The following is a 22,945-nucleotide window of genomic DNA, read 5'->3' on the forward strand; positions in this document are numbered from 1 at the left end:
TTTTTTAAACCTGCCCAAAGACGGAAAGTGGTGGCTCGTCCAGGGCTGCCAGTTGTTCCCGCAATTCAAGAATATGCTCCGCCCAGTACCGCTCGGTATTAAACCAGGTAAATGCCATGGGAAAGGCGGGATCATCCCAGCGCTTGGCCAGCCAGCCGCTGTAATTGATTAATCGCAGGGTACGGAAATATTCCACCAGATTCAGTTCTGACGGGTTGAAATCCATAAACTCTGTGTAGCCTTCCAGAATCTCGGCCATTTGCAGAGTTTGTTCTCTTCGGTCTCCCGATAACAGCATCCAGATATCCTGAATAGCTGGCGCCATACAGGTGTCGTCAAAATCAACAAAGTGAGGAGCGTCATTCCGCCAGAGGATATTTCCCCCATGACAGTCACCATGGACACGAATGGGTTGCCACGTGTGTTGCTGAGTCATGCGTTCCAGACGATGGAGCAGATCCCGGGTCAGGGTCTGGTAAGCTTCCAGGAGCGATGCAGGAATAAAGTCGTTTTCCAGCAGATACTCAACATTATCAATGCCGTATCGCTGCAAGTTGATCGCCGGACGGTGCTGGAAGTCACTGGCTGATCCCAGTTTGTGCATTCGACCCAGGGTGCGGCCAAGGGTTAGCAGGTTGTCCGGGTTGTCCAGTTCCGGTGCATGACCGCCCTGACGGGGAAACAGGGCAAATAGAAAGCCTTCAAACTCATGCAGTGTTTGGCCTGCTTCATCAGCGATCGGAGCAACGACGGGCAGTTCCATGGCCTTGAGGTCCAGGGTGAACTGATGCTCTTCCCGGATCTGATCTTTTGACCAGCGCTCAGGGCGGTAGAATTTTGCAATCAGGGGATCATTGTCCTCAATGCCTACCTGGTAAACCCGGTTCTCATAGCTGTTTAATGCCATAATCCGGGCATCACTCAGAAACCCGGCACTCTCAACAGCGTCCAGTACCCGGTCAGGAGTCAGCTGGTCGTATGGATGTTGAGTAGGCATATTCATGCTGGCCTCCGCAGGAGTCTGAGTTCTGTGGAGGGGATTCTATAACCAATAGTACAGGCTGGCCACTAACGCCGGATGGAATTCTGATCTGAGGCGTCGTTCTTCGTTGTGTCTTGCACAGTGCCGGTATTAGAAGTCAGAAATATTCTGACCACCTGTGGGCTGCTACTTTAAAGACTCAATTAAAGACTCAACCGTTTTCCGGGCATACATAAACCGAGTTTGATTCTATAATTTCCCGGTAATACCCTTGGCAGTTATCAGGTATGGTTCCCGACTCCCCATTTCTTGCAGCCTGTAAGGAATGCGGCATGGTTTCTCGAGTTCCCGATTTACTTGAAAATCAGGTCGCTTCCTGCCCGCGCTGTGCTAACTCGCTGGTTATACGAATAAAAGGCAGCCACAGAAAAGTATTTGCCCTTGGTCTTGCGGCATTGATACTGCAGGGGGTTAGCTGTTTCTTTCCATTTATGGCGATAGATGTTGAGGGAATCTCGCAGCAGGTCGCCCTGATTGATGTATTGATCGTATTTTTCTACTTCAACAAGGCGGCACTGGCCTCGTTGTTGCTGCTGACTATTATTTTTCTGCCTGCATTCTATTTGATGGGGCTGATGACTCTGTTTGCCATGGCCAGGAACTCAGCAGCATCGCCAACGTACCCTGGTGACTCCCCATGGGTTAAACGGCTTTTTCGTTTTGTTTTTTGCATTGAGCGCTGGTTACTGGTGGATATTTTCTTCATTGGGGCGTTGATCAGTATCATTAAAATGGCATCCCTGTCAGATATCAGTATTGGTAAAGCCTTCTGGACTTACTTTGTCTTTGCGCTGCTGGTGGTTAAATGTTCTCGCACAGCCGACAGGTATTGGCTTTGCACCTGTCTTTTTGCACCGGTCAGTACCGCAAATGTGCAGCCCGGAGACAGTCATCTGACCGGTAATCATCTGGTCTGTTTTTTATGCAACCAGATCAATCCTGCCACTGATAAAAACCTCGATACGCTGACGTACTGTCAGCGTTGTCATTTTCGGCTGTTTCCCTATAACCCCGGAAAAAGTATCCAACTGACGACAGCGGTACTGATGACCTCTATGATCTTTTATTTTCCGGCTAACCTCTATCCCATGATGTACACCACCAGTTTCGGTGACACTGACGGCTCCACCATCATGGATGGCGTGCTATTACTCTGGAAGCTGGGCTCGTACCCGGTTGCACTGGTGATTCTGACCGCCAGCATTATCCTGCCAATGACCAAGATGCTGATTCTGGTCCACCTGCTCTGCTCTCAGCGCAGGCGCGAAGAAGTTTCCTTTCAGGTTGTGCTGGAGCGATTGAAACTCTATCGGTTTATTGAGGTCATCGGACGCTGGTCGATGATTGATGTCTTCGTCGTTGCCATCCTGACGGCGCTGGTTCAATTTGGCGAACTTATGCGTGTTACTCCCGGCAGAGCGGTATTTTATTTTGCCCTGGTGGTGATATTTACTCTGCTCTCCACCTGTCTCTTGATCACAAATAGCTACCTTGTTCTATCATTTCTCACTGATAAAACAGGTCATGCTTCCACTTTCTCCTAAACCATGGTCAGAACTAACTTTTGGATGTGCTGATTTGGGCGATACTCGACGTACAAAACGACTTGTCAAAGTTGCTGCCGAGCTTTCAGCTCATACCGGTAATTCTTTGTCATCTTCATGCGAAGGTTATACCGCACTGGTAACTGGAGCTTACCGGCTGATTGAGAATGAGGCCGTAAAGCCTGAAGCAATAGCTGAGGCAGGCTTTCAGGCAACTGCCAAAATAGCGAGACAGTCTCGCCTACTTCTGGCTCTCGAAGATACAACAACCCTGGGTTATAAACATGCTGTCAGATCCGAGCTTGGTGATCTTGGAGGTCCTGAAGGCTCTAAAACCAGAGGATTCCACGTCCACTCTGTCTTCTTGGTTGATGCGGATACAGAGCGAAGCATTGGGCTTATTGATCAAGAACGATGGGTTAGAGAGGACGTTCAGCGGGGGAAAAAGAACCAACGTCGTCAGCTACCTTACGAGGGAAAGGAAAGCTTGTAACTGTTCAGCACCCCCACATAAATCTGGAATTTTCTGATTTTTATACCATCCTCTTAAGCACCATTTTTCCACAATATTCGCCAGCATGATTCCAGAACTACCCGCAACTATGTCGGCTGAGATTCTCTTGAAAGAGAATGCAGAGCTGCGGATGAGAGTTGCCTGTCTGGAAGAGCGATGTCGAGAATTGGAAGAAAAGGTTGGCAAGAACAGTCAAAACAGCAGCAAGCCGCCATCGTCTGATGGTTATCAAAAACCTTGTAAAAACAGTAATTCTCCAGATCATTCTGACGACCTTTCCGCAGATAAAGGTACCGATCCATCGGATGAAAAACCCAATCCTAAAAGTCTGAGACAGTCTTCTGGTAATAAAGCCGGTGGAAAGAAAGGGCATCAGGGCACTTGTCTTAAACAGGTCGATATCCCTGACTATATTGAGTACCTTCCGGTTAAAGAATGCAATAAATGTCAGGCGTCTCTTCTTGATAGTGAGCCGGTCAAATATATTGAACGACAGGTGTTTGAACCAGGGAGACCGGGTGAATTTGAAGTAACGGCCCATAGAGCTGAAGTAAAAATCTGCACTTGTGGTTGTCGGAATCAGGCTGAATTCCCGGAAGGTGTTACCGCTGCCGCACAATATGGCTCAGCCACACAGGCTATGGCCGTCTATCTTAACCAATACCATTTCCTGCCTTTTAAGCGCGTGTCAGAGTATTTTAATACTCTCTATAAAATGAGTGTAAGTGCAGGCACTGTCGCCAATTTTGTGGCCAGAACCTATGAAAATCTGGCTTCTACTGAAGAGGTTATTCGTGACGCCTTGCGGGAATCGTCTGTTGCCGGAGCCGATGAAACGGGTATGCGGGCCGAGGGCTCTTTGCACTGGCTACACGTTATGCGGGATGAACAATGGACGCTCTACTACTTGTCTGAAAAGCGAGGTCGTGAGGCCATGGACACGATGGGCATACTGCTAACATTTGCAGGCGTTCTGGTTCATGATCATTGGAAATCCTATTTTGCATATGCGGCAACTCACGTACTTTGCAATGCCCATCACCTGAGGGAGCTTTTGGGTGTTGTTGATAGGGACAGCAATCAACTGGCGTTGCGATTGATGAAGCTACTGAGGCTTTCCTGGCATTACTGCAAGGGCTTTAAGACCATAGGTATGCTACAGATGCCAAGTGTTGTCTGTGAACGAATCGAGAAGATTTATGACCGGTTGCTTCAGCGGGCTCTAATGAAAGAAGTCGTCTATATGGAGAAGCAACGAGAGGAGCTTAAGCGCAAGAAAGTCAAGAATACTAAAGCTTACAATCTCTTCAAACGACTCACTGAGTTCAAGGCTGAGACACTGCGCTTCATGTCAGATTTTACCATTCCCTTCGATAACAATGGCAGTGAGCGGGATGTTCGAATGGCCAAGTTAAAGCAGAAAATCTCAGGCTGCTTCAGGAGTGCAGACGGTGGTTCTATGTTTGCACGGATTCGCAGCTATTTGTCGTCTGCCAGAAAACAGGGAATGGACATATATCAATCACTTCATAGAGCTGTTCGGAATTACTGTAATATGCCTTTGCTCAGTGCTGAATAGTTACGAAAGCTTTAAGTGGCAAAGAGCCTCTGAAAACACAGAACAAAGGATGGGGGGTAAAATGCCTGACATCATCAGTGTTTGCGACCGGGAGGCGGATATATACGAATATATGCACTACAAACTGGATAACCGACAGCGGTTTGTTGTAAGAGCTACACAAAACAGAATCCTGGTGGATGGCGAACTCTTATTATTTGATTCCTTAGCTCAGACTGAAGTGTTGGGGAAATATACGATAGTGGTTCCTCAAAAAGGAGGTAGAAAGAAGCGAAAGGCAACGCTGCAGGTCAAAAGAAAGAAGATGACAATACAGGCGCCGCAAAGGCCAGGCGGCAGGCCGGAACCGGTAACTATGAATATTGTGTCGGCTGAAGAGATTGGCAATGACTCCGAAGACCGTTTGCACTGGGTACTATTGACAACTGAAGATATTGAAACATTCGAAGACTGTCGCTCTATCATTCGATTTTACGAGCTCCGATGGCGAATAGAAGAGTTCCATAAGGCTTGGAAATCGGGAGCAGGAGTAGAAAGGCTTCGTCTGCAATCTCCGGATAACATTGAACGACTTGCGGTCATATTAATGTTTGTCGCTGTCAGACTAATGCAAATCCGTGAAGCATTAATGTTACCGAATGACAGGCAGCACAAAGACAGAAAGCTTTGGAGTGAAAAAACACTCGCGAATGAGGTGGTCAGTGATGATGAATGGCAGGTTCTCTGGCTAACCTATGAAAAAAAAGCGTTGCCCGATAAGCCGCCAACAGTCACTTGGCTGCTTCAAACGATTGCTCGGCTTGGTGGTTGGGGTGATTCAAAGCATACAGGGCAGCCCGGCTGGTTAGTGGTATGGGAAGGCTGGGCGAAATTGCAGGATCGGGTAAAAACCTGGCAGATAGCCCGGCAGTTCAGCGCTGGAGAGATGTGATCAAGAGTCAGGCTCTCCACCCGGTTTTTCGACCCGCGCATCCTCTGGAAAACGATTCCCTGTTCCTCCGGTAATGAACCTATGACTGCTAAAAACCATCAGCATTTTGACAGCAAGGCAGCGCTTTAATGGATAAAGTAAAGCCAACGGCAACCGTATCCCAGGATCGACGCTTTTCGCCAGTCTGGATCATTCCGATCGTGTCTTTGATTGTGGCCGCCTGGATGATCTATCAGTACATGAGTCAGCAAGGGGCTGAAATCCATTTAACCGTTCAGACCGCAGAGGGTGTGGTACCGGACAAAACTCTGGTTAAGGTGCGCAGTGTCAAAGTGGGCATGGTAACGGCCATCAAGTTGAGTCAGGACTACAATCAGATTGACCTGACGGTTCGAATGGATAGCGGCACCGATCGCATGCTGCGTAAAGACAGCGAGTTCTGGCTGGTGAAACCGCGCATCGGTACTGAAGGTGTGACGGGTCTGGAAACCCTGCTTTCAGGTCCTTACATAGAGCTGGAACCCGGCGATTCAAAAGAGAAACGAGCTGATTTTGTTATGCTCAGTGCCCCTCCCATTGCCGGGCCAGACGTTAAGGGAACCCGGGTCATGCTGGTTGCCAGAGAAGCGGGAAAGCTGACTATCGGGGATCCTGTCATGTACGAAGGTTATGTGGTGGGGCGGGTTGAGAAAACCGGTTTTGATGTGGAAAAGCATCAGGCCAATTATCAGCTGTTTATCTTCCAACCCTATAGCGGCCTGCTTCGTACCCGAAGTCGGTTTTGGCTCAACTCAGGTATTGATTTTAATCTGAACGCCCGGGGATTCAGCATCGACTTTGCTTCTCTGGAAACGTTGATTGCCGGAGGCGTTACTTTTGCGGTACCTGAGGGTTCCCCTGAAGGGGAGCTTTTAAAAGAAGAAATGTCCGAGTTTGAACTCTACGATAATTTACAGGAAGTCAGGGCTAACATGTATGAGCAGCTTATCTCCTACGCCATGTTGTTTACTGACTCTGTGCGTGGTCTCTCACCGGGTGCTCCGGTTGAGTACCGTGGCATTCGTATCGGCACGGTAAAGCAGGTTCCTTTGGTGTTGAACGGCAAGGCCTCGGTGGCTGAGATGAAAATTCCTGTGCTGGTTAATTTCGAGCTGGAGCGTATTGATCAGCTGGCATCCTCCCGGGAAAACATTGAGCAGCTGGAGCAGAGCTTTGCCAATGCCTTTAATAATGGTCTTCGTGCATCCCTCAAAACGGCAAACTATCTCACCGGCTCGTTGTATATCGACATCAATTTTTATCCGGATAAAGTGCATACATCCGGGAGTGACGCTACCAGAACCTACTACGGTTACAACGTATTCCCAACCATAGAGGGCGAGTTTGTCCTACTGCAGCATCAGGTTGAACATATTCTCAGCAAACTCGAAAAACTGCCCATTGATAAGACGGCTGATTATTTGAACCAGAGCCTGGTCAGTCTTGATGTTGCAGGTCAGCAACTTAAGAAAACACTGAAGGATGTTGACAGCCTGCTGGTGCAGAAAGAGACGCAGCAACTGCCACAGGCTATCCATGGAACCCTGGCCGACTTGCAGTCTATTTTGCAGGGGTTCAGGCCCGGCTCAACCAACTACGCAGAAATTGCGCAGGTGCTGTTGCGCATCAATCAGGCACTGGGGCAACTGTCCCCATTACTGCAAACCCTGAATGAACAGCCGGACGCCCTTATTTTTGGTGCGAAAGAGGCCGCCGACCCTATCCCGGTTAAAGGAAGCAACCCATGAACGTATTGCTTGCTGTTACGATTATCGTATCCTTCCTGACAGGGTGTGGTTCGCAGGTACCTCAGGCAAAAAGCTACCTGCTCACTTCCGACTCAATCAAGGCCAATGCTGACTATCAAGCTGAAAAACCGATCATCGTTCTTGCCCCTGTTGGCTTGGATAACCTTCTTGGTAGCAAAGGTATTGTCTACCAAACGTCACCGACCGAGGCGGTGGTTGCCCGTCAGCATCTTTGGGCAGGGAATATTTCGACGCAGTTAGCCAACCGCCTCCTGATCGGACTCCGACAGGAACAAAATCGCTACTGGTTAGTACCTGGTGCACTGCAGATTAAGACGCCTGAAGTGGCAACGCTGCTGGTTAACTTGCGACAATTTAATGGCAGTTATCAGGGGTATGCCGTGGTTGCCGGAGAGTGGTCTTTACTGGATGGTCAGGGAGCGCTGCTTAAGTCTCAGCCGTTCAGCATTAAGGAACCTCTGGCTGCTGATGGTTATACGGCATTGGTCAATGCTCTGGCAAAAGCGACTGACCAATTGATTGCTGGCCTTGGCCGTGAGTTGTCAGGACTGGTCATGGCGAATAATCCTGCGCAATGATCAGGTCTCTGGTGTTCGGGCAATACTCCAGATATCCACACGTTCAACACCACTTTTTTTCAATAGTTTGGTGATCTCACTGACGGTGGCGCCTGTGGTGACTACATCGTCGACTAAGGCAACATGATGCCACTTCGGTTTACGGCTCAATGTGAAAGCATTGCGAATGTTTTTTTGCCGGGCGGTGGCATCAAGACTTTGTTGTGGCACTGAGTGGATGGTTCTTTTGATCAGCTTCTGGTCGATGCTCAGATCTTTGGTGATGAGCAGTTTTTTCAGTGCTTTTGTCAGCAGTAGCGTCTGGTCATAACCCCTTTCCCGTAACCTTTTACGGTGCAATGGTACCGGCAGCATGGTTTCCGGCCACTGATCATCAAGATAATACTCCATCAACAATTCAGCGAGTGATGTGGCCATTGGCTTTATCAGCTCCAGTCTGGACTGGTATTTCACCAGTTGTAATATTCGGTTAACGGGAAACTGGTACAGGAATGGTGCCAGACAGTGGTCAAATAAAGGCGGCTGTTTCAGGCACTGACCACACATTCCCGTTTCACTGTCTTGAATGGGCAAGCCACAGCAAGAGCAAAAGCTCAGTGGGGCAGGACATGTTGCCAGGCATAAATGGCAGAGTGGCTCGGCAAATGTGGTAAAACCCCGGCAAAGAATGCATTTGATTTGCACTTGCTGTTTAAAGTATGACCAGTTGTAAACCTTTAAAAGTTTCATAGATTGACGGTCACGGTAATTTCGCTATCATCTTTTGCATCTTTATTTTTGAACGTGAAGTTCTCCCCCAGAGGATGTCATGACCAGTACCAGCTCTGCTTCATCAGAAAGTCTCCGCAGCTCTATCAGCCACGGCGCCATCAGCCACGGCGCCATCAGCCACGGCGCCATCAGCCACAGCGCCATCAGCCACAGCGTCTCTCAAGGCCACAGCGTTATTCGCCATGACTGGACTCTGCCAGAAGTAGCAGCGCTTTTCCAAAAGCCGTTCAATGATCTGATCTTTCAGGCCCAGCTGGCTCACAGGAAACATTTTGATCCCAATCAGGTGCAAGTTAGCACATTGCTGTCCATCAAGACGGGTGCCTGTCCGGAAGACTGCAAGTATTGTCCCCAGAGTGGTCACTACAACACCGGTTTGGAAAAAGAGAAATTAATGGAGGTAAAGAAAGTACTGGAAGAAGCTCAGAGAGCCAAAGCTTCCGGTGCTACCCGCTTCTGTATGGGGGCCGCCTGGAAAAACCCACCCGCCAGGGACATGCCCTACATCATTGAGATGATCAAGGGGGTGAAAGCACTGGGTCTTGAGTCCTGTATGACCCTGGGCATGCTGAGTGAGGATCAGGCAACGGCACTGGCTCAGGCAGGACTGGATTACTACAACCACAATCTGGATACTTCGCCAGAGTTTTATGGCAACATCATTACAACCCGTACTTATGCTGACCGCCTGAACACCCTGGCGTTTGTCCGGGAGGCAGGCATGAATGTCTGTAGTGGCGGTATTGTGGGGTTGGGGGAAACCGAACGCGATCGTGCCGGGATGCTGGTTCAGCTGGCCAACATGCCGAAGCATCCGGAGAGTGTACCCATCAATATGCTGGTGAAAGTCGCCGGCACTCCGTTGGCTGATGTGGATGCGGTGGATGGCATTGATTTTGTCCGTACCATTGCTGTGGCCAAAATTATGATGCCAGCCTCCAATGTTCGTCTGTCTGCCGGACGGGAACAGATGAGTGACGAGCTCCAGGCTCTGGCATTTCTTGCCGGCGCCAACTCCATCTTCCTGGGCGACAAACTGCTGACCACCGCTAACCCTGAAGCGAACAAAGACCGACAGCTGTTTGCCAGGCTCGGCATCAATGAAGGTCATGATTGGGGTGAGTTATCGGCACCGCAGCAGTCTGAACTCAATGGACAGTGTCCGATCAAAGCGATGTACGACGCTGAAAAAAACAATGATCACTACTACGACGCAATGGCCCAGACAAGCTCGCCTGAAAGCATGGCTGGTCGTGGCTGATGAGTTTCAATCTGGAACAGGACCTTGAGGCCCGCTACGCTGCTGGCCTTTATCGTCGTCGTAAAACGCTGGACTCACCTCAGGGGCCGGAGATTATTATTAATGGTCAGCACTACCTGGCGTTCTGCAGCAATGACTACCTCGGACTGGCCAACCACCCGGAGGTTATTGCGAGCTTTCGTCAGGCAACGGATAGCTACGGGCTCGGTGGTGGTGCCTCGCATTTGGTGGTGGGACACAGCAGAGCACATCACCAGCTGGAAGAAGCACTGGCTGAATTTACCGGTCGGGAGCGTACCCTGCTGTTTTCCAATGGTTATATGGCCAACCTGGGGGTCATCAGTGCCTTGCTGGGCAAGCAGGATGCGGTGTTTCAGGATCGTCTGAACCATGCATCGCTGCTGGATGCCGGGCAGTTGTCCGGCGCACGTTTCCAGCGTTACCTGCATAACGATGTGAATAACCTCAATAACCGACTGCAGAAAACCACTGCCCGACGCAAGCTGATCGTCACCGATGGTGTGTTCAGCATGGATGGCGACGTTGCACCGGTAGAGGCACTGTCGGATCTTGCCGAACAGCATCAGGCCTGGTTAATGGTGGATGATGCCCACGGCTTCGGTTTCCTGGGGGCAACCGGCGGTGGTGTTGCTGAAGCTTATGGCTTAGATCAGAACCAACTGCCTGTTCTGGTGGGCACACTGGGCAAAGCGTTTGGAACGGCGGGTGCGTTTGTTGCCGGCAGCGACGCATTGATCGAAACACTGATTCAGTTTGCCCGGACTTATATCTATACCACGTCCATGCCGCCGGCAGTGGCTTCGGCAACCTGCACCAGCCTGCAGCTTTTACAGGAGCAACACTGGCGCAGGGAACATTTGCAATCATTGATTAAGCATTTCAGGTCCGGTTGTGAACAGCTTGGGTTGCCGCTGATGCCTTCCCAAACACCGATACAACCGTTGCTGCTTGGTTGTGCAAGGCGTGCAACGGACATGAGTCAGCGGTTGTCTGAGCAGGGAATTCTGGTCACTGCAATCCGTCCACCGACGATACCTGAAGGCTCTTCCCGGTTACGCATTACCTTCAGCACCTCTCATGAGTTGCATCATGTCGATCGCCTGTTGGATGCCCTTAAAATAGCCGCACAAGCTGTTCAATCCATGCATTCCCACACAGAGCGTGGGAACGGGGGAGCGTTGTCCTGATGAGCCATTACCCGATCGTTTTAATCAGTGGCTGGGCCATGCCAGCCGGAGCGATGGAGTCATTGGCCCAGGCCCTTGATGCTGACCATCGCAGGGTTTCCATCGTCCAGTTGCCTGGCCTGGTTCGTGAGTCGGAAGCCTGCAAAAGAAGCCATGACTGGGAATCATTGCTGACTTATCTGGATCACCAGCTGTTTGAAAAGCCAACAGTGCTGGTGGGATGGTCGCTTGGCGGAATGCTGGCAACACTGTATGCCAGCCGGTATCCGAATAATGTGGCAGCTGTCGTTAACTTGGGGGCAAATGCCTGTTTTGTGCAGAATGACGGCTGGGAACCAGCAATGGACCCGGTGTTATTTACCCGCTTTTATCACGGAATGTCCCGGTCCCGTGAAAAGACACTGCAACAGTTTACTCGGCTCTGCAGCTCTGGCAGTTTACAATCGAAAGCATTGACGAAAGCCCTTCAGACATTAATGTCTGATGCGGACCTTGATCATCAGGCCGAAGACAACACCTTGTTAAGTCTTCTGGACATACTGGGCAAGAGCGATATGCGTTCAGCGTTTGCAGATATTCGCTGTCCGGTGACCCATCTGTTTGGTAAAGAGGATGCGCTGGTTCCTGTGGGTGCTGCTAATGCCATTGGGCAAGATTTTCCGGCACATCGGGTTCAGGTTCTGGATGGTGGGCATTGTTTCTTTATGGATGATCCTGAGCCAGTTGTCAGTGAGGTGCGGCGATTGTCCAGCGGGAAAGGGCGAGTCGCAACATGAAGACGACCCTTGTACATAATGAAGTTGCAGATGCCATTTCAGATGGTCAATCTGCCTCCTCTGCCAGAAGCGTGATAACGGACCGGGCAAATGCTCGTGTAAAGCGGCGTATCGCTGACAATTTCAGTCGGGCTGCGGACAGTTATGATCAGGTGGCCATATTGCAGAAACGGGTTGCTGACCGGACGATGCTGGGGTTACCGGCGGAACTCAGGTCGGATATTAGAACAAATCAGCCCGGATCAACAGGGTCACAGGCTTCCTACCGTATTCTTGATCTGGGTACCGGAACCGGTTTGCATGCAATGACGTTGGCTGAACGGTATGACGATGCCGTGGTTATCGGTATGGATCTGGCCATGGGCATGCTCCACTTTGCCCGGCACCATAGCCAACACCCGAGGGTTGATTGGTGTTCTGGTGATATTGAGTCCATTCCATTGAAGTCCGGGGCTGTTGATTTGATCTATTCCAATCTGGCTATCCAATGGTGCAGCTTTGCAAAAGTGCTGTGCGAGGTCAGCAGAGTGCTGCAGCCTGGTGGAACTTTTGTGTTTTCTACCCTGGCTGAAGGGAGCCTGAAAGAGCTGGATAACGCATGGTGCCTGGCAGGAGAAAAAGACCGGGTTAACCGCTTTGACAATTTTGTAACTCAGAAGCAGTGTTTGAATGACAGTGATCTGGTTCGACAGGCTTTTTCAATAAAAGCTGAGACCCTCTTCTATCCGGACTTGATCACGCTGTTGCACAGTTTAAAGTCTCTGGGGGTAAACACCGTCTTGGCCGATAAAGGTGGCCTTTTGACCCGGCGGAAACTCGAAACGTTACAGCAGGCTTATGAAAAAATACGTCAGCCTGAAGGGTTACCTTTGACCTATCAGGTAATATACGGCGTCTTGCAGAAACCACATTGAGAGCAGTAAATGGGGAAAACTTATTTTGTTACCGGTACTGATACCGATGCCGGAAAAACGGTCATTACCTGTGGGCTCCTTGAGGCCGCTCGATTAACAGGGTTAACGACACTGGCCTTAAAGCCCGTTTCTGCGGGCTGCCACCAAAGTGAAAATGGCCTGAACAGCGCTCTTCGCAATCAGGATGCCCTGGCATTGATGGAGGCCATGACGCTCTCTTTGCCTTACGAGCAGGTAAACCCTCTGGCTCTGGAGCCTCCTGTTGCACCCCATATTGCTGCAGCGGAAGCGGGTGTTTGTATCACTCTGGATCGACTGGTGGGTTACTGTCGCGGTGCTTTGATGCATAAAAGTGATCTGGCCCTTATTGAAGGCGCTGGTGGCTGGCGCGTGCCCCTGAACTCACGGGAGATGATCTCCGGGCTGGCAAAAGCACTGAATACTCCGGCCATTCTGGTGGTTGGCATGAAGCTGGGTTGTATCAGTCAGGCTTTACTTACCGCTGAAGCCATTCTCCGTGATGGTGTTAAATTGGCAGGCTGGGTGGCCAATCAGATAGATCCCGGGATGAGTCGATACGAAGAAAACTTTCAGACACTAAAAAACCTGATTCCAGCCCCCTGTCTTGGTGTGGTGCCGTTTCTGTCAGACACCAGCTCTGGTCGGGTTGCAGGGTATCTGGATATCTCACCTCTGGTTGCCATCAAATAACCGCTGGAAATTATTCAGAGCCGGATAAATCCTTATTTTTCTCGCTCTGTATTGTATACACCCCTTCCATTACCCCGAACCAGAAAATGCCTGACAGGTGTTGCAGCACCATCTGACCCATATTTGTGAGCCCCAGATTGGCGCCGACTACATCAGGGTGACTCTTGAACCCATCTTGATACAGATCGTGACTTAGCAGCTGCAGATCACGGTGTTGGTGCTCCGGGTAAACCTCTGAGGGAAACCGACCGGTATGAATGTCCGTGACATAGGGGTGTTGCGGGCTGCACCAATAGAGACACTCTCGAACGGCCTGTTTCAGGGTCTCATCTGGCAGGCGCTGACGGAAGGTATCAGTCCAGAACTCATTGGTTCCGCCAAAAGCCTGGCTGAACAGATCCACATAAAGTGTCATGAGTTCACTGGCAAGGCTGTGCAAATGCTCTGGATCGTTATGATCCAGCTCATCAAGATCATGGCGTACACGCAGCCAATTCAGGGTGGCGCCGTAAAACTGTTTGGCCAGTTCTACCAATCGGGCACGGCGGACATCCTGTGGATGATTCCAGTCCAGCCGACGTTCTCCGTAAATATCACCAGGCAGTTTGTCCATAGCCATAACCCCCTGAAAGTCGCGTGCCCCGGCAGGGGCATGGGCGATATCAGGAATCTGGGCATTCCAGGCGCAGAGGGTGCTGGTACAGAACAAGTGCTGCCGCCTGAGGGTATAGCCCGGCAGTGGATTCCAGGTTTTGCTGCCAGACTGCGTATGGAAAACGCCCATGGCATCAGGGCTCTTGATCCCTGCCCGCCAGAGTCTGCCGCTGTCCCGGCAGTAAAGCCGAATCCCGGCAAAGGCGCTGTCCCTGGTCAATCCCAATTCAGGATTGATCAGGTAGGGATAGTGGTGATAGTGCCTGGTAGCGGGCGTATCCTGCAAAACCTGCACAAAGGTGTGGCCTTGCGGTTCGATATGCACGCTATCAAGGAATGGTTGCTGAAGTGGCTCCGGGATAAAACAAGCACGGGATAAAAGGCGACGAGCCTCCGGTAAACGGTACACACCTCCGGCCTTTAACAAGCCGCTCTCTAACTGAAGCGGCAGTTTGCCACCATCCAGCACCGACAATACCGCCTGCTCTCGGGTGAAATCGGCCCAGGGTTCCGGTGCGGTATTATCCTGCTTTTTACGGAATTTCAGACGAAAGCTGCATGGATCCGATGGTTCATTGGATGCGTGCTTGCGTTTTTTGCGAATATGAATACTGCGACCGTAGATATCCAATTGTTCGGCATTCTGCCAGTCAGTAACCAAACCAGGTGGTAAACTGGCAAGCTGTTCACGGTCCTGCAAACCAGCCATCGATTGATCAACCCGGGTCTCCAGGACTTCGGCAGCGTCGGCATCAGCAGTCACGGTTGGAAGATCATGCTGCAGGATAACCATAAATGGCAGCCAGGGGCCTGTGTAATGTTGTTCCAATGAGAAGTATCGGTCTAAAAACAGCGACTTCATGCGGGCCGGGTCCTGGTGCCAGCGAGCAATCAATGCCCGGCGTTCAGCTGCTGACATGGCCAGCAGAGTCACTGCCTGAAAAGCGGGTGAAAGCTTCAGGCGAGTGATCATCCGGTCGGTTTTGTCAGGGTCACAGAGGGTGTCAGGGTGCTGTTGAAGGTATGTCAACAGTTCATGAATGGTGGTTGGATCATTGGTATAATCCCTGACCGGTAAATCACTTATCCACTGCTCCGAATGGGGATTTGAAGTGATGTTCAGCGGAACTTTCAGGAGGTCACAGCCTGCCCGTTGGAATAGGAGCAGTGCCCAGTAATAATTGATGTTTTTGGGTTCCTTGCTGCGCAGCAGGCAGCCGAGGCACTCGGGAAGCGCTTCTTTTGGGGTATGTTGCACCAGAAACTCAAACCAGGTTTGGAATCGGGATTCATCCAGATCAAAAAACGGATCGGCATCAGCACAGTCAAGATGCTCTTCCAACAATGTCTGTAACGGCAAGCGCTGACGGTCATCTCGCTCAGATGCCAGTGTTTTCATGTCGTCAACGGTTAATCCGGATGCCGCAAAAAGAGGAGACAGCACTGTGCAGGTTTCTGGCCGCAGCAAATAATAATCAGGTTTTGTTTTCAAGCACTTAAGCAATTGGTGAAACAGATCCTTTTGATTTACTGAGAGCGGTGAAAGTTTACTTTTGGCAAGACAGGAAGAAAAATGCTCTAACCCCAGGGAGAGGGTCAACAACCTCAGCACATTTAGTTGTTGATCGGACAAGTCGTTGAGCAATGGTAAAATAGTTTCAGGATGGTGAAAGTCTAACCATACCAAAGTCTGAATCAGCATGGTTGTATTAAGCGCTCCCATTTCTGCCAGCGAGGGCCAATTGGCCTGTTGCGGCTTCATGATCACCCGGTCAATCGCCTTACAGGTTATTGGGAGAAGGGCGTTCCAGAACAGTTTTACAACGCCGGGACAGGTATCGGGAAGCGCCCCCATAAGACGCTTGAACCCGGCAAAACAGGTTGAGACATAATACCTGTTACTTTTCCTGACTACCTGAATAACCTCTTGTTCTGTCAGGTACCCTAGCAAAAACTGCAGGCTTTCCTCTGTTCCGTATGTCAGTATATTAAGGGTATTCGCCCTTACAAATGCTCCGGGGTTCTGTGCATGCTCACAGACTTTTTTGAACAGCGCGAAGCTCATCAATTCGCAACAAGCACTTTCTGTGGGTATTTGGTAACCAAAATCGAGCAGCTTTTCGAGCACGCGTTGATTGTCGGCATATATAAGATGCGAAAAGATTAAATGATGGATGATCTTACCAAATGAATCTGAAGTAACTGGTGATGTATTTGTCCTTTGAAGATCAATAATTGCTGCTTTAATAGTCTCGTTGGATAGCCATCCGGATTTTACTTTTAACTTTTTCAGTAATGTAATCGCAGCGTTATTGACTGAGGGTGATTCAGGGTTTTGGCTCTCTGGTATGCAACAGTCTTCTCGTCCCTGACTACTGCCGGATGCACGTACAGCAGAATAAATGCCCTGGGCCGGTTTGGTTATCGACCACCGATCGATCGACTTTTCACCAACTGAATGATATTCAAATCGGGAGTTATCGGCTAAAGTCCCGTAGTCAGAATCAGCTGGGGGGCCGGGACTGAATGGTTGAGAGTTAATTGTTGCTTTGCTATCCAGAGGGGGTGATATTGCAGCGGAAGCCCGCAAAAGAGAAGTATCCATAGTCATGTTCCTTTAATGCGCCGGGATCGCCCTTATCCTGAATTATTGTATTATTTTAATTGGGAATTCGGTGACGCTGGCCATCCGTGATTTATACGTTTATGAACTTGGACCGTTAAACAAACAAAAAGTTTCCTTTCCGGATTCGACTGGTACAGGTAGCAGGTAGCCTCTGTCTGTGAATGCCGGTTCCTCTTTAGCTATCTCTGCATGCATTTTATCCAGATAATTATTCTGCCTTCATAGAATTGTCATATTAGAACGCTATATTTGATTTCCAGAAGTTAAGTAAGGAGGCTCATGCCTCGGATCAATCTTTGCTAGCCCCGGAGGGTACTTTTAATAGGACAGGGCGTGCGAAACCTGGAGAGCAAATGATGAAAATAAAAAAACTCGTAACGTTCTTATCGGCTCTGGCAGCATCGGCCCTGGCAGCGTCTGCTGCTGCAGTACTGGCCATAGGCTCAGCAATGGCCAGCCCGCTGGATCCAACGCTGCCAACGTATAATAAGTCCAGTGGGGTATCCGGTAACCTGTCATCCGTCGGCTCAGATACGCTGGCTAACCTGATGACGCTCTGGGCCGAAGATTTCAAGCGTATTTATCCCAGTGTGAATGTTCAGATTCAGGCTGCAGGCTCTTCCACTGCACCTCCCGCTCTGACAGAAAGTACCTCAAACTTTGGACCCATGAGCCGGAAAATGAAGGATAAAGAGCTGGAGGCATTTGAGAAAAAGCATGGTTACAAGCCAACGGCAATTCCTGTGGCTATTGATGCGCTGGCTGTCTTTGTGAACAAGGATAACCCCATCAAAGGTCTGACCATGGCTGAAGTGGACGCCATTTTCTCATCAACTCGCAAGTGTGGTGCCGACAGTGATGTAAAAACCTGGGGGGATCTGGGTCTGAGTGGCGCCTGGGCGAATCGATCGCTGCAGCTCTATGGGCGTAACTCGGTATCTGGCACTTATGGCTACTTCAAGAAGAAGGCCCTGTGTAAGGGGGACTTCAAAAACAGTGTGAATCAGCAACCCGGCTCCGCCTCTGTTGTTCAGTCTGTCTCTGCATCACTGAATGGTATCGGTTATTCCGGTATTGGTTACCAAACCTCCAGCGTAAGAACCGTTGCACTTGCCATGGACGAAGGCCAGGCCTTTGAAGAAGCGACGCCGTTGAATGCCGTTAATGGCAGTTACCCTCTGTCACGTTTCCTTTACGTCTATGTGAATAAGCAGCCCAACAGGCCATTGCCTCCACTTGAGCGAGAGTTCGTTAAGCTGGTGCTTTCCAGACAGGGGCAGGAAGTGGTGGTGAAAGATGGCTATATCCCACTTCCCGGCGAGGTGGTGGATAAATACCTTGCTCAGCTGGGTCTTGATAATACGACCGTTGCCAGCAAATAACGGCATTGCTGGCGGTAAACCGCAGACAAACGCATCTGCCCTGCCTGCGGTTTGCTGCCAGATTACAGAATCATCGCTGCGATCCAGCCAAAAAGGATCATGGGAATGTTGTAGTGCATGAATGTGGGAATGACGGTGTCACGAATGTGATCGTGCTGGCCATCGACATCCAGCCCGGCTGTTGGGCCAATGGTAGAGTCTGAAGCTGGCGAGCCTGCGTCACCAAGAGCACCGGATGCACCAACAATTGCTGCGGTTGCCAGAGGTGAGAAGCCAAGAGCCAGTGCCAGCGGAACATAGAGTGTGGCAATGATGGGGATGGTTGAGAATGAAGAACCAATGCCCATAGTGATCAGCAATCCAACAACCAGCATTAGCAACGCAGCCAGCGCTTTGCTGCCAAACACCAGCTCCTCAACCATGGCGACCAGTGCCGGGATATCACCGGTTGCTCTGAGTACTTCGGCAAAGCCAGAAGCAGAGATCATGATAAATCCACACAGTGCCATCATTCTTACGCCCCGGGCAAAGACATCATCCGCTTCCCGCCAGTACACCACACCGCCAAGGATCATCATCACAAAGCCTGTGGCTGCACCCATGGCCATGGAGTCAGTAAACAGTTGAACACCGAGTGCTGCGGCGATGGACGCCAGGGTCATCAAGACTGCCTTTGGCTCCATGGTTTGCTGCTCTTCTTCAGCCGTTTTCAGGGCATCCTCATCAATGTGGTAGTGACGAGGTTTCCGGTAAGTCCAGAATACGGCGACAAGCAGGCCAATAAACATGCCAAACACCGGCAAAGCCATGGCCAATGGCATCAGGTCAGGGTCAATATTCAAGCCATTATCGTTGAGATTGCCCGCCAGGATCTGGGTCAGATAGATATTCCCGAAACCAATGGGGACCAGCAGATAGGTCGCAATCAGCCCAAACGACAATGTGCTTGCTACTGCCCGGCGGTCCAGCTGTAAAGAGCTGAAAACACCCAGTAGTGGTGGTATCAGAATAGGGATAAAGGCTATGTGCACGGGCACTACATTCTGAGAGGCAAATGCCATCAGCAGAATGCTTCCCAGGATAGAAATACGGATGCCTGCCGTTTTTTGAGTTTTGCCTACCCGCTGAATGATACGGTCAGCCAGCCATTGGGGGATTCCGGATGCCGATATGGCCATGGCAAAGGCACCCAGCATACCGTAGCTGATGGCGATGCTGGCACCGCCCCCCAAACCTTCGGTAAAGGCAGCAAGCGTGGCATCAAACTCCAGGCCACCGGCAAGGCCGCCGGCAATAGCGCCCAGGAAAAGCGCGAGTACAACGTTTACACGCAAGACACTCAAGGTCAGCATGATGGCAACAGCCAAAATGACAGCGTTCATAGTAATCCAGTTTTATGTTCTTTTGAGTTATAAACGGTTTGCGATACTTCAACCCACAGTGCAATCGATAGCAAAGCAGTGTGGCATTCGTTAAGAGCAGTCGCATCCAGCGATTAGTTTTGCCTTGAGATCTTTTTTGCCAGTTGGAAATTGCAGCCTTCAGCGGGAAATGTCACACGCTCGGCACTATGAACATGACTCAGGCTCTAAAATTGTGACATGTCATAGAAAACTGCCAAAACCTTGATGCTAGAAGCTCAGGCGATAAAAGTAAATGTATTCGGGTATGATCGAACCATAAGATCAATGGTGATGATGGTGTCGGCGGGAATGCAGGGAAGATATAAGAGAGAAGTCAGAATTGCATTGTCCTGATGGCGTGTCAGCACCTGGTATTTTTAGCAGCTTTATGGGCAACATCGTTATTTTCTCTGGTCATTATGCTCTTACAACGGGGCTGTAAGTTCAGAAGGTTTGTGCTTACAGCAGTCCTCGACAGTCGCTAAATTACAATGATCTGCCTGCTCAGGCAATGACTTTTTCCCTCTGTCACATTACTGTCATACTGATCCTATATGTTACCAGCATGATTTAATCCGGCTTGCGCTATGTATCAAAAATCGATAGATAACAGCCCGGGTATTGATTTCAATACACTGGTACTAAAAAGATATCGTTCCCAGCGCTTCTTAAAAGATCGTCTTGCTCACTGGGGCGTTGCCTCCGGTGGCCTTGGGGTTATTCTGGCGATTCTTCTGATATTCTTTTACCTGCTCTATGAAGTCCTGCCGCTATTCAACAGTGCGAAGATTAAGCTGGTTTCTTCATACCCATCGACTCAGCTATCTGTCGCAAATAAGAAAGTACCCATGTTTCTGTCCATTGAGGAACAGGCAGAAGTCGCAATGAAAGCAGAGGCTTTTGGTAATCTGCTTTGGCTCTTGTAGGATTTCAGACTGCTACTGGGTTGAACATTGCTGAAGCCCTTTATCTACAAAGGTTGTCAGCATATTGTCCGGTAATGTTGCCCAATCCTTGTTTTTCGTGACCTACAGTCAGTTTTCACTGTAGAGCAGTTCGTAATCAAAATAGAGCCTCTGCTTTTTTTCTCGGCAGAAACCGGTGAATGGCTACTGAATGAGCCACTGCCAGTCCCTGAAGGCAGTGAAGTGACCCGGGTGGTAAAGGATGTGTCCGGCTCCAATCTGATGGCTGCTGGCCTTACAACAGGCGGGATCATCCTGTTCAAGCAGGGCTATAAGATTACCTGGCCCGATGACCGTCGGAAGATCACACCGGAAGTCAGCTATCCCTATGATCGGCAGGCCGTTGCCATCAGCAATAGTTCGGCACCTGTTGCACAGCTGGCGATCAGTGACGGTGAGGAAAAGCTCTTGATAGCCGCCGGCATCGATAACCAATTGGTGATGGATGTTATTTACAAGGAAGAAGATTTTTTAACCGAGTCGGTCACTATTGAGCAACAGTCAGTCACACTCCCGGCTATCAGCTCACTTTCTGTGGGAGGTGATCTGCAGATCCGTCAGTTGCTGATCGATCCCGAGCAAACCTGGCTTTACGTTCTCAGTGGCAGCAATCAACTGACGGTGATCAATATCAGCAATATTGATCGTCCCTACATCCATGAGTCACTCAATCTAACCGCTCAGGGGGTAGACGTTACCGAGTTGACGTTCCTGTTGGGCGGAGTGTCACTGCTGGTGGGCGACTCAGAGGGCAATATCACTCAGTGGTTTATGGTTCGTGACGATGCTGGCAGCCTGAGCCTGAAGAATATTCGCTCCTTCAGTCTGGGCAGTGATCCGGTCGACAAGATTGTTCCGGAGCACCGGCGCAAGGGTTTTCTGGCTGCGGACGTAACGGGTCAGGTCGGTCTGTTTTATACGACAGCCAATCGTTCTCTGCTGGTGGAGCCAATGGCTGCGGGTCGAATCGATCAGATGGCCATAGCGCCAAGAGGAAATTATCTGAGGCTCTTTTCGTATTGCAGACTGCTGATTTCATAAATCAGGCTGGAATCCTCCTGTGGCAGGGCTTGGCAATATTTAGCCAGCAGTTTCCTGAAGGCATTGTATATCAAGGCCTTTGGCCAATTTTCATTGCAGAGCAGTCTGTAACCCGAAAAGAGCCTTATCTGATTCTGGAAAGTCAGGGCGAGACTCGATTCCTGAACATCAAGAATGAGCATCCGGAAATCTCCTGGTCTGCCCTATGGGGTAAAGTCTGGTACGAATCCTATAGTCAGCCTGATTATATATGGCAGTCTTCTGCATCAAATAATGATTTTGAGCCGAAACTCAGCCTGATGCCATTGTCATTCGGGACACTCAAAGCGGCGTTTTACGCCATGTTGCTGGCAGCACCTCTGGCGATTTGTGCGGCAATCTACACAGCCTATTTTATGGCTCCGGGCATGCGCAGAAAAGTAAAGCCGGTTATCGAGCTGATGGAGGCTCTGCCCACGGTCATTCTTGGTTTCCTTGCCGGGCTCTGGCTGGCTCCTTTGGTTGAGAATCAGTTGGTGGGTATTTTCGCCCTGTTGCTCTTTGTGCCAGCAGGCATCCTGATGTTTGCTTTTGCCTGGGACAGTTTACCTTCAAGTATTCGACACCGAATTCCTGATGGTATGCAGGCGGGATTGCTGGTTCCCGTAGTACTGGTCAGTAGTGCTCTGGCCATGTCACTCAGTTCCAGTCTTGAGCTCTGGCTCTTTGATGGAGATATGCGCACCTGGCTTAATACAGAGCTGGGTATTCCCTACGACCAGCGTAATGCCCTGGTGGTCGGACTGGCCATGGGTTTTGCTGTTATTCCCACCATATTCTCTATCGCTGAAGATGCGATATTCAGTGTGCCCCGACATCTGACTTACGGTTCTCTTGCCCTGGGGGCGACTCCATGGCAAACCCTGACTCGTGTGGTTCTGTTAACGGCCAGTCCGGGTATTTTCTCGGCGGTGATGATTGGTATGGGACGAGCTGTCGGTGAAACCATGATCGTGCTGATGGCGACAGGGAATACCCCCATTATGGATGCCAATATTTTTGAGGGAATGCGGACGCTAGCTGCCAATATTGCCGTTGAGATGCCTGAGTCTGAGGTGGGTAGTAGTCATTACCGGATTCTCTTTCTGGCCGCACTGGTGCTATTCCTGTTCACTTTTGTGGTTAATACCGCTGCGGAGGTGGTGCGTCATCGACTCCGTAAGAAGTACAGCTCGCTTTAGGCCGCAGAAGGGAAAGA

The 22,945-nt window shown here is 50.2% G+C and carries 18 protein-coding genes and 1 pseudogene; 15 read left to right on the forward strand and 4 right to left on the reverse strand.

The window, feature by feature from the left end:
* Positions 1-4 precede the first annotated feature (4 nt).
* Positions 5-1,003, reverse strand: coding sequence for a serine/threonine protein kinase (locus tag MJO57_RS01640; RefSeq protein ID WP_252022368.1), 999 nt, complete (start codon positions 1,001-1,003; stop codon positions 5-7).
* 311 nt (positions 1,004-1,314) lie between these two features.
* On the opposite strand from MJO57_RS01640, the gene MJO57_RS01645 reads away from it, so the two are divergent.
* The 6 genes from MJO57_RS01645 to MJO57_RS01670 all read left to right on the forward strand — a co-directional run bounded on the left by MJO57_RS01645 (position 1,315) and on the right by MJO57_RS01670 (position 7,996).
* Entirely contained in the window at positions 1,315-2,586 is a 1,272-nt protein-coding gene (locus MJO57_RS01645) for a paraquat-inducible protein A (RefSeq protein WP_252022370.1), read from the forward strand.
* Positions 2,567-3,079 carry a transposase DNA-binding-containing protein gene (locus MJO57_RS01650; RefSeq protein ID WP_252022372.1) on the forward strand — a complete coding sequence of 171 codons (513 nt, stop codon included), beginning with the start codon at positions 2,567-2,569 and terminating at the stop codon, positions 3,077-3,079. The genes MJO57_RS01645 and MJO57_RS01650 overlap by 20 nt, the downstream gene beginning before the upstream one ends.
* An 85-nt stretch (positions 3,080-3,164) precedes the next feature.
* Positions 3,165-4,679: an IS66 family transposase gene (locus MJO57_RS01655; RefSeq protein WP_252017330.1), complete on the forward strand. Its 1,515-nt coding sequence runs from the start codon at positions 3,165-3,167 to the stop codon at positions 4,677-4,679.
* Positions 4,669-5,610 carry an IS4 family transposase gene (locus MJO57_RS01660; protein ID WP_252022374.1) on the forward strand — a complete coding sequence of 314 codons (942 nt, stop codon included), beginning with the start codon at positions 4,669-4,671 and terminating at the stop codon, positions 5,608-5,610. The genes MJO57_RS01655 and MJO57_RS01660 overlap by 11 nt, the downstream gene beginning before the upstream one ends.
* 128 nt (positions 5,611-5,738) lie before the next feature.
* Positions 5,739-7,397 (forward strand): intermembrane transport protein PqiB, encoded by a 1,659-nt coding sequence (gene pqiB / locus MJO57_RS01665; protein ID WP_252022375.1) that lies wholly within the window; start codon positions 5,739-5,741, stop codon positions 7,395-7,397.
* Complete coding sequence (locus tag MJO57_RS01670; RefSeq protein ID WP_252022377.1) at positions 7,394-7,996, forward strand: membrane integrity-associated transporter subunit PqiC; 603 nt, start codon at positions 7,394-7,396, stop codon at positions 7,994-7,996. The genes pqiB and MJO57_RS01670 overlap by 4 nt, the downstream gene beginning before the upstream one ends.
* Here the strand turns inward: MJO57_RS01670 and MJO57_RS01675 are convergent, their stop codons facing one another.
* Positions 7,997-8,542, reverse strand: coding sequence for a ComF family protein (locus tag MJO57_RS01675; RefSeq protein ID WP_252022379.1), 546 nt, complete (start codon positions 8,540-8,542; stop codon positions 7,997-7,999).
* 262 nt (positions 8,543-8,804) lie between these two features.
* Between MJO57_RS01675 and bioB the strand changes: the two genes are divergently transcribed.
* From bioB to bioD, 5 genes are read left to right on the forward strand one after another with little or no spacing between them, the layout of a single operon-like run.
* Entirely contained in the window at positions 8,805-10,028 is a 1,224-nt protein-coding gene (gene bioB / locus MJO57_RS01680) for a biotin synthase BioB (protein ID WP_252022381.1), read from the forward strand.
* The gene (gene bioF / locus MJO57_RS01685; RefSeq protein WP_252022384.1) at positions 10,028-11,236 is read left to right on the forward strand and encodes an 8-amino-7-oxononanoate synthase; all 1,209 of its coding nucleotides are present in this window, start codon (positions 10,028-10,030) and stop codon (positions 11,234-11,236) included. Before bioB ends, bioF begins: the two co-directional genes overlap by 1 nt.
* The gene (locus MJO57_RS01690) at positions 11,236-12,012 is read left to right on the forward strand and encodes an alpha/beta fold hydrolase (RefSeq protein ID WP_252022386.1); all 777 of its coding nucleotides are present in this window, start codon (positions 11,236-11,238) and stop codon (positions 12,010-12,012) included. The genes bioF and MJO57_RS01690 overlap by 1 nt, the downstream gene beginning before the upstream one ends.
* Positions 12,009-12,926 carry a malonyl-ACP O-methyltransferase BioC gene (gene bioC, locus MJO57_RS01695; RefSeq protein WP_252022388.1) on the forward strand — a complete coding sequence of 306 codons (918 nt, stop codon included), beginning with the start codon at positions 12,009-12,011 and terminating at the stop codon, positions 12,924-12,926. The genes MJO57_RS01690 and bioC overlap by 4 nt, the downstream gene beginning before the upstream one ends.
* A gap of 9 nt (positions 12,927-12,935) precedes the next feature.
* Positions 12,936-13,637 carry a dethiobiotin synthase gene (gene bioD / locus MJO57_RS01700; RefSeq protein WP_252022390.1) on the forward strand — a complete coding sequence of 234 codons (702 nt, stop codon included), beginning with the start codon at positions 12,936-12,938 and terminating at the stop codon, positions 13,635-13,637.
* Between the two features lie 10 nt (positions 13,638-13,647).
* On the opposite strand, the gene MJO57_RS01705 is transcribed toward bioD, so the two are convergent.
* On the reverse strand, positions 13,648-16,146 hold the full coding sequence (locus MJO57_RS01705; RefSeq protein WP_252022392.1) for a hypothetical protein: 2,499 nt from the start codon (positions 16,144-16,146) through the stop codon (positions 13,648-13,650).
* A 1,127-nt stretch (positions 16,147-17,273) separates the two neighbouring features.
* Between MJO57_RS01705 and MJO57_RS01710 the strand changes: the two genes are divergently transcribed.
* Positions 17,274-18,299: a PstS family phosphate ABC transporter substrate-binding protein gene (locus MJO57_RS01710; RefSeq protein ID WP_252026899.1), complete on the forward strand. Its 1,026-nt coding sequence runs from the start codon at positions 17,274-17,276 to the stop codon at positions 18,297-18,299.
* 62 nt (positions 18,300-18,361) lie between these two features.
* Here MJO57_RS01710 and MJO57_RS01715 read toward each other — a convergent pair whose 3' ends face one another.
* The gene (locus tag MJO57_RS01715; protein WP_252022394.1) at positions 18,362-19,681 is read right to left on the reverse strand and encodes a Na+/H+ antiporter family protein; all 1,320 of its coding nucleotides are present in this window, start codon (positions 19,679-19,681) and stop codon (positions 18,362-18,364) included.
* Positions 19,682-20,289: 608 nt separating this feature from the next.
* Here MJO57_RS01715 and MJO57_RS01720 point away from each other — a divergent pair.
* The 3 genes and pseudogenes from MJO57_RS01720 to MJO57_RS01730 form a co-directional block, all read left to right on the forward strand.
* Positions 20,290-20,628, forward strand: coding sequence for a hypothetical protein (locus MJO57_RS01720; protein ID WP_252022396.1), 339 nt, complete (start codon positions 20,290-20,292; stop codon positions 20,626-20,628).
* Positions 20,629-20,850: 222 nt separating this feature from the next.
* Positions 20,851-21,708 (forward strand): hypothetical protein, encoded by an 858-nt coding sequence (locus tag MJO57_RS01725; protein ID WP_252022399.1) that lies wholly within the window; start codon positions 20,851-20,853, stop codon positions 21,706-21,708.
* Between the two features lie 128 nt (positions 21,709-21,836).
* Positions 21,837-22,928: pseudogene (locus MJO57_RS01730) on the forward strand (ABC transporter permease subunit); the annotation flags it as partial.
* Positions 22,929-22,945 lie beyond the last annotated feature (17 nt).

It is taken from the genome of Endozoicomonas sp. SCSIO W0465 (assembly GCF_023716865.1).
Taxonomy (GTDB): Bacteria; Pseudomonadota; Gammaproteobacteria; order Pseudomonadales; family Endozoicomonadaceae; genus Endozoicomonas.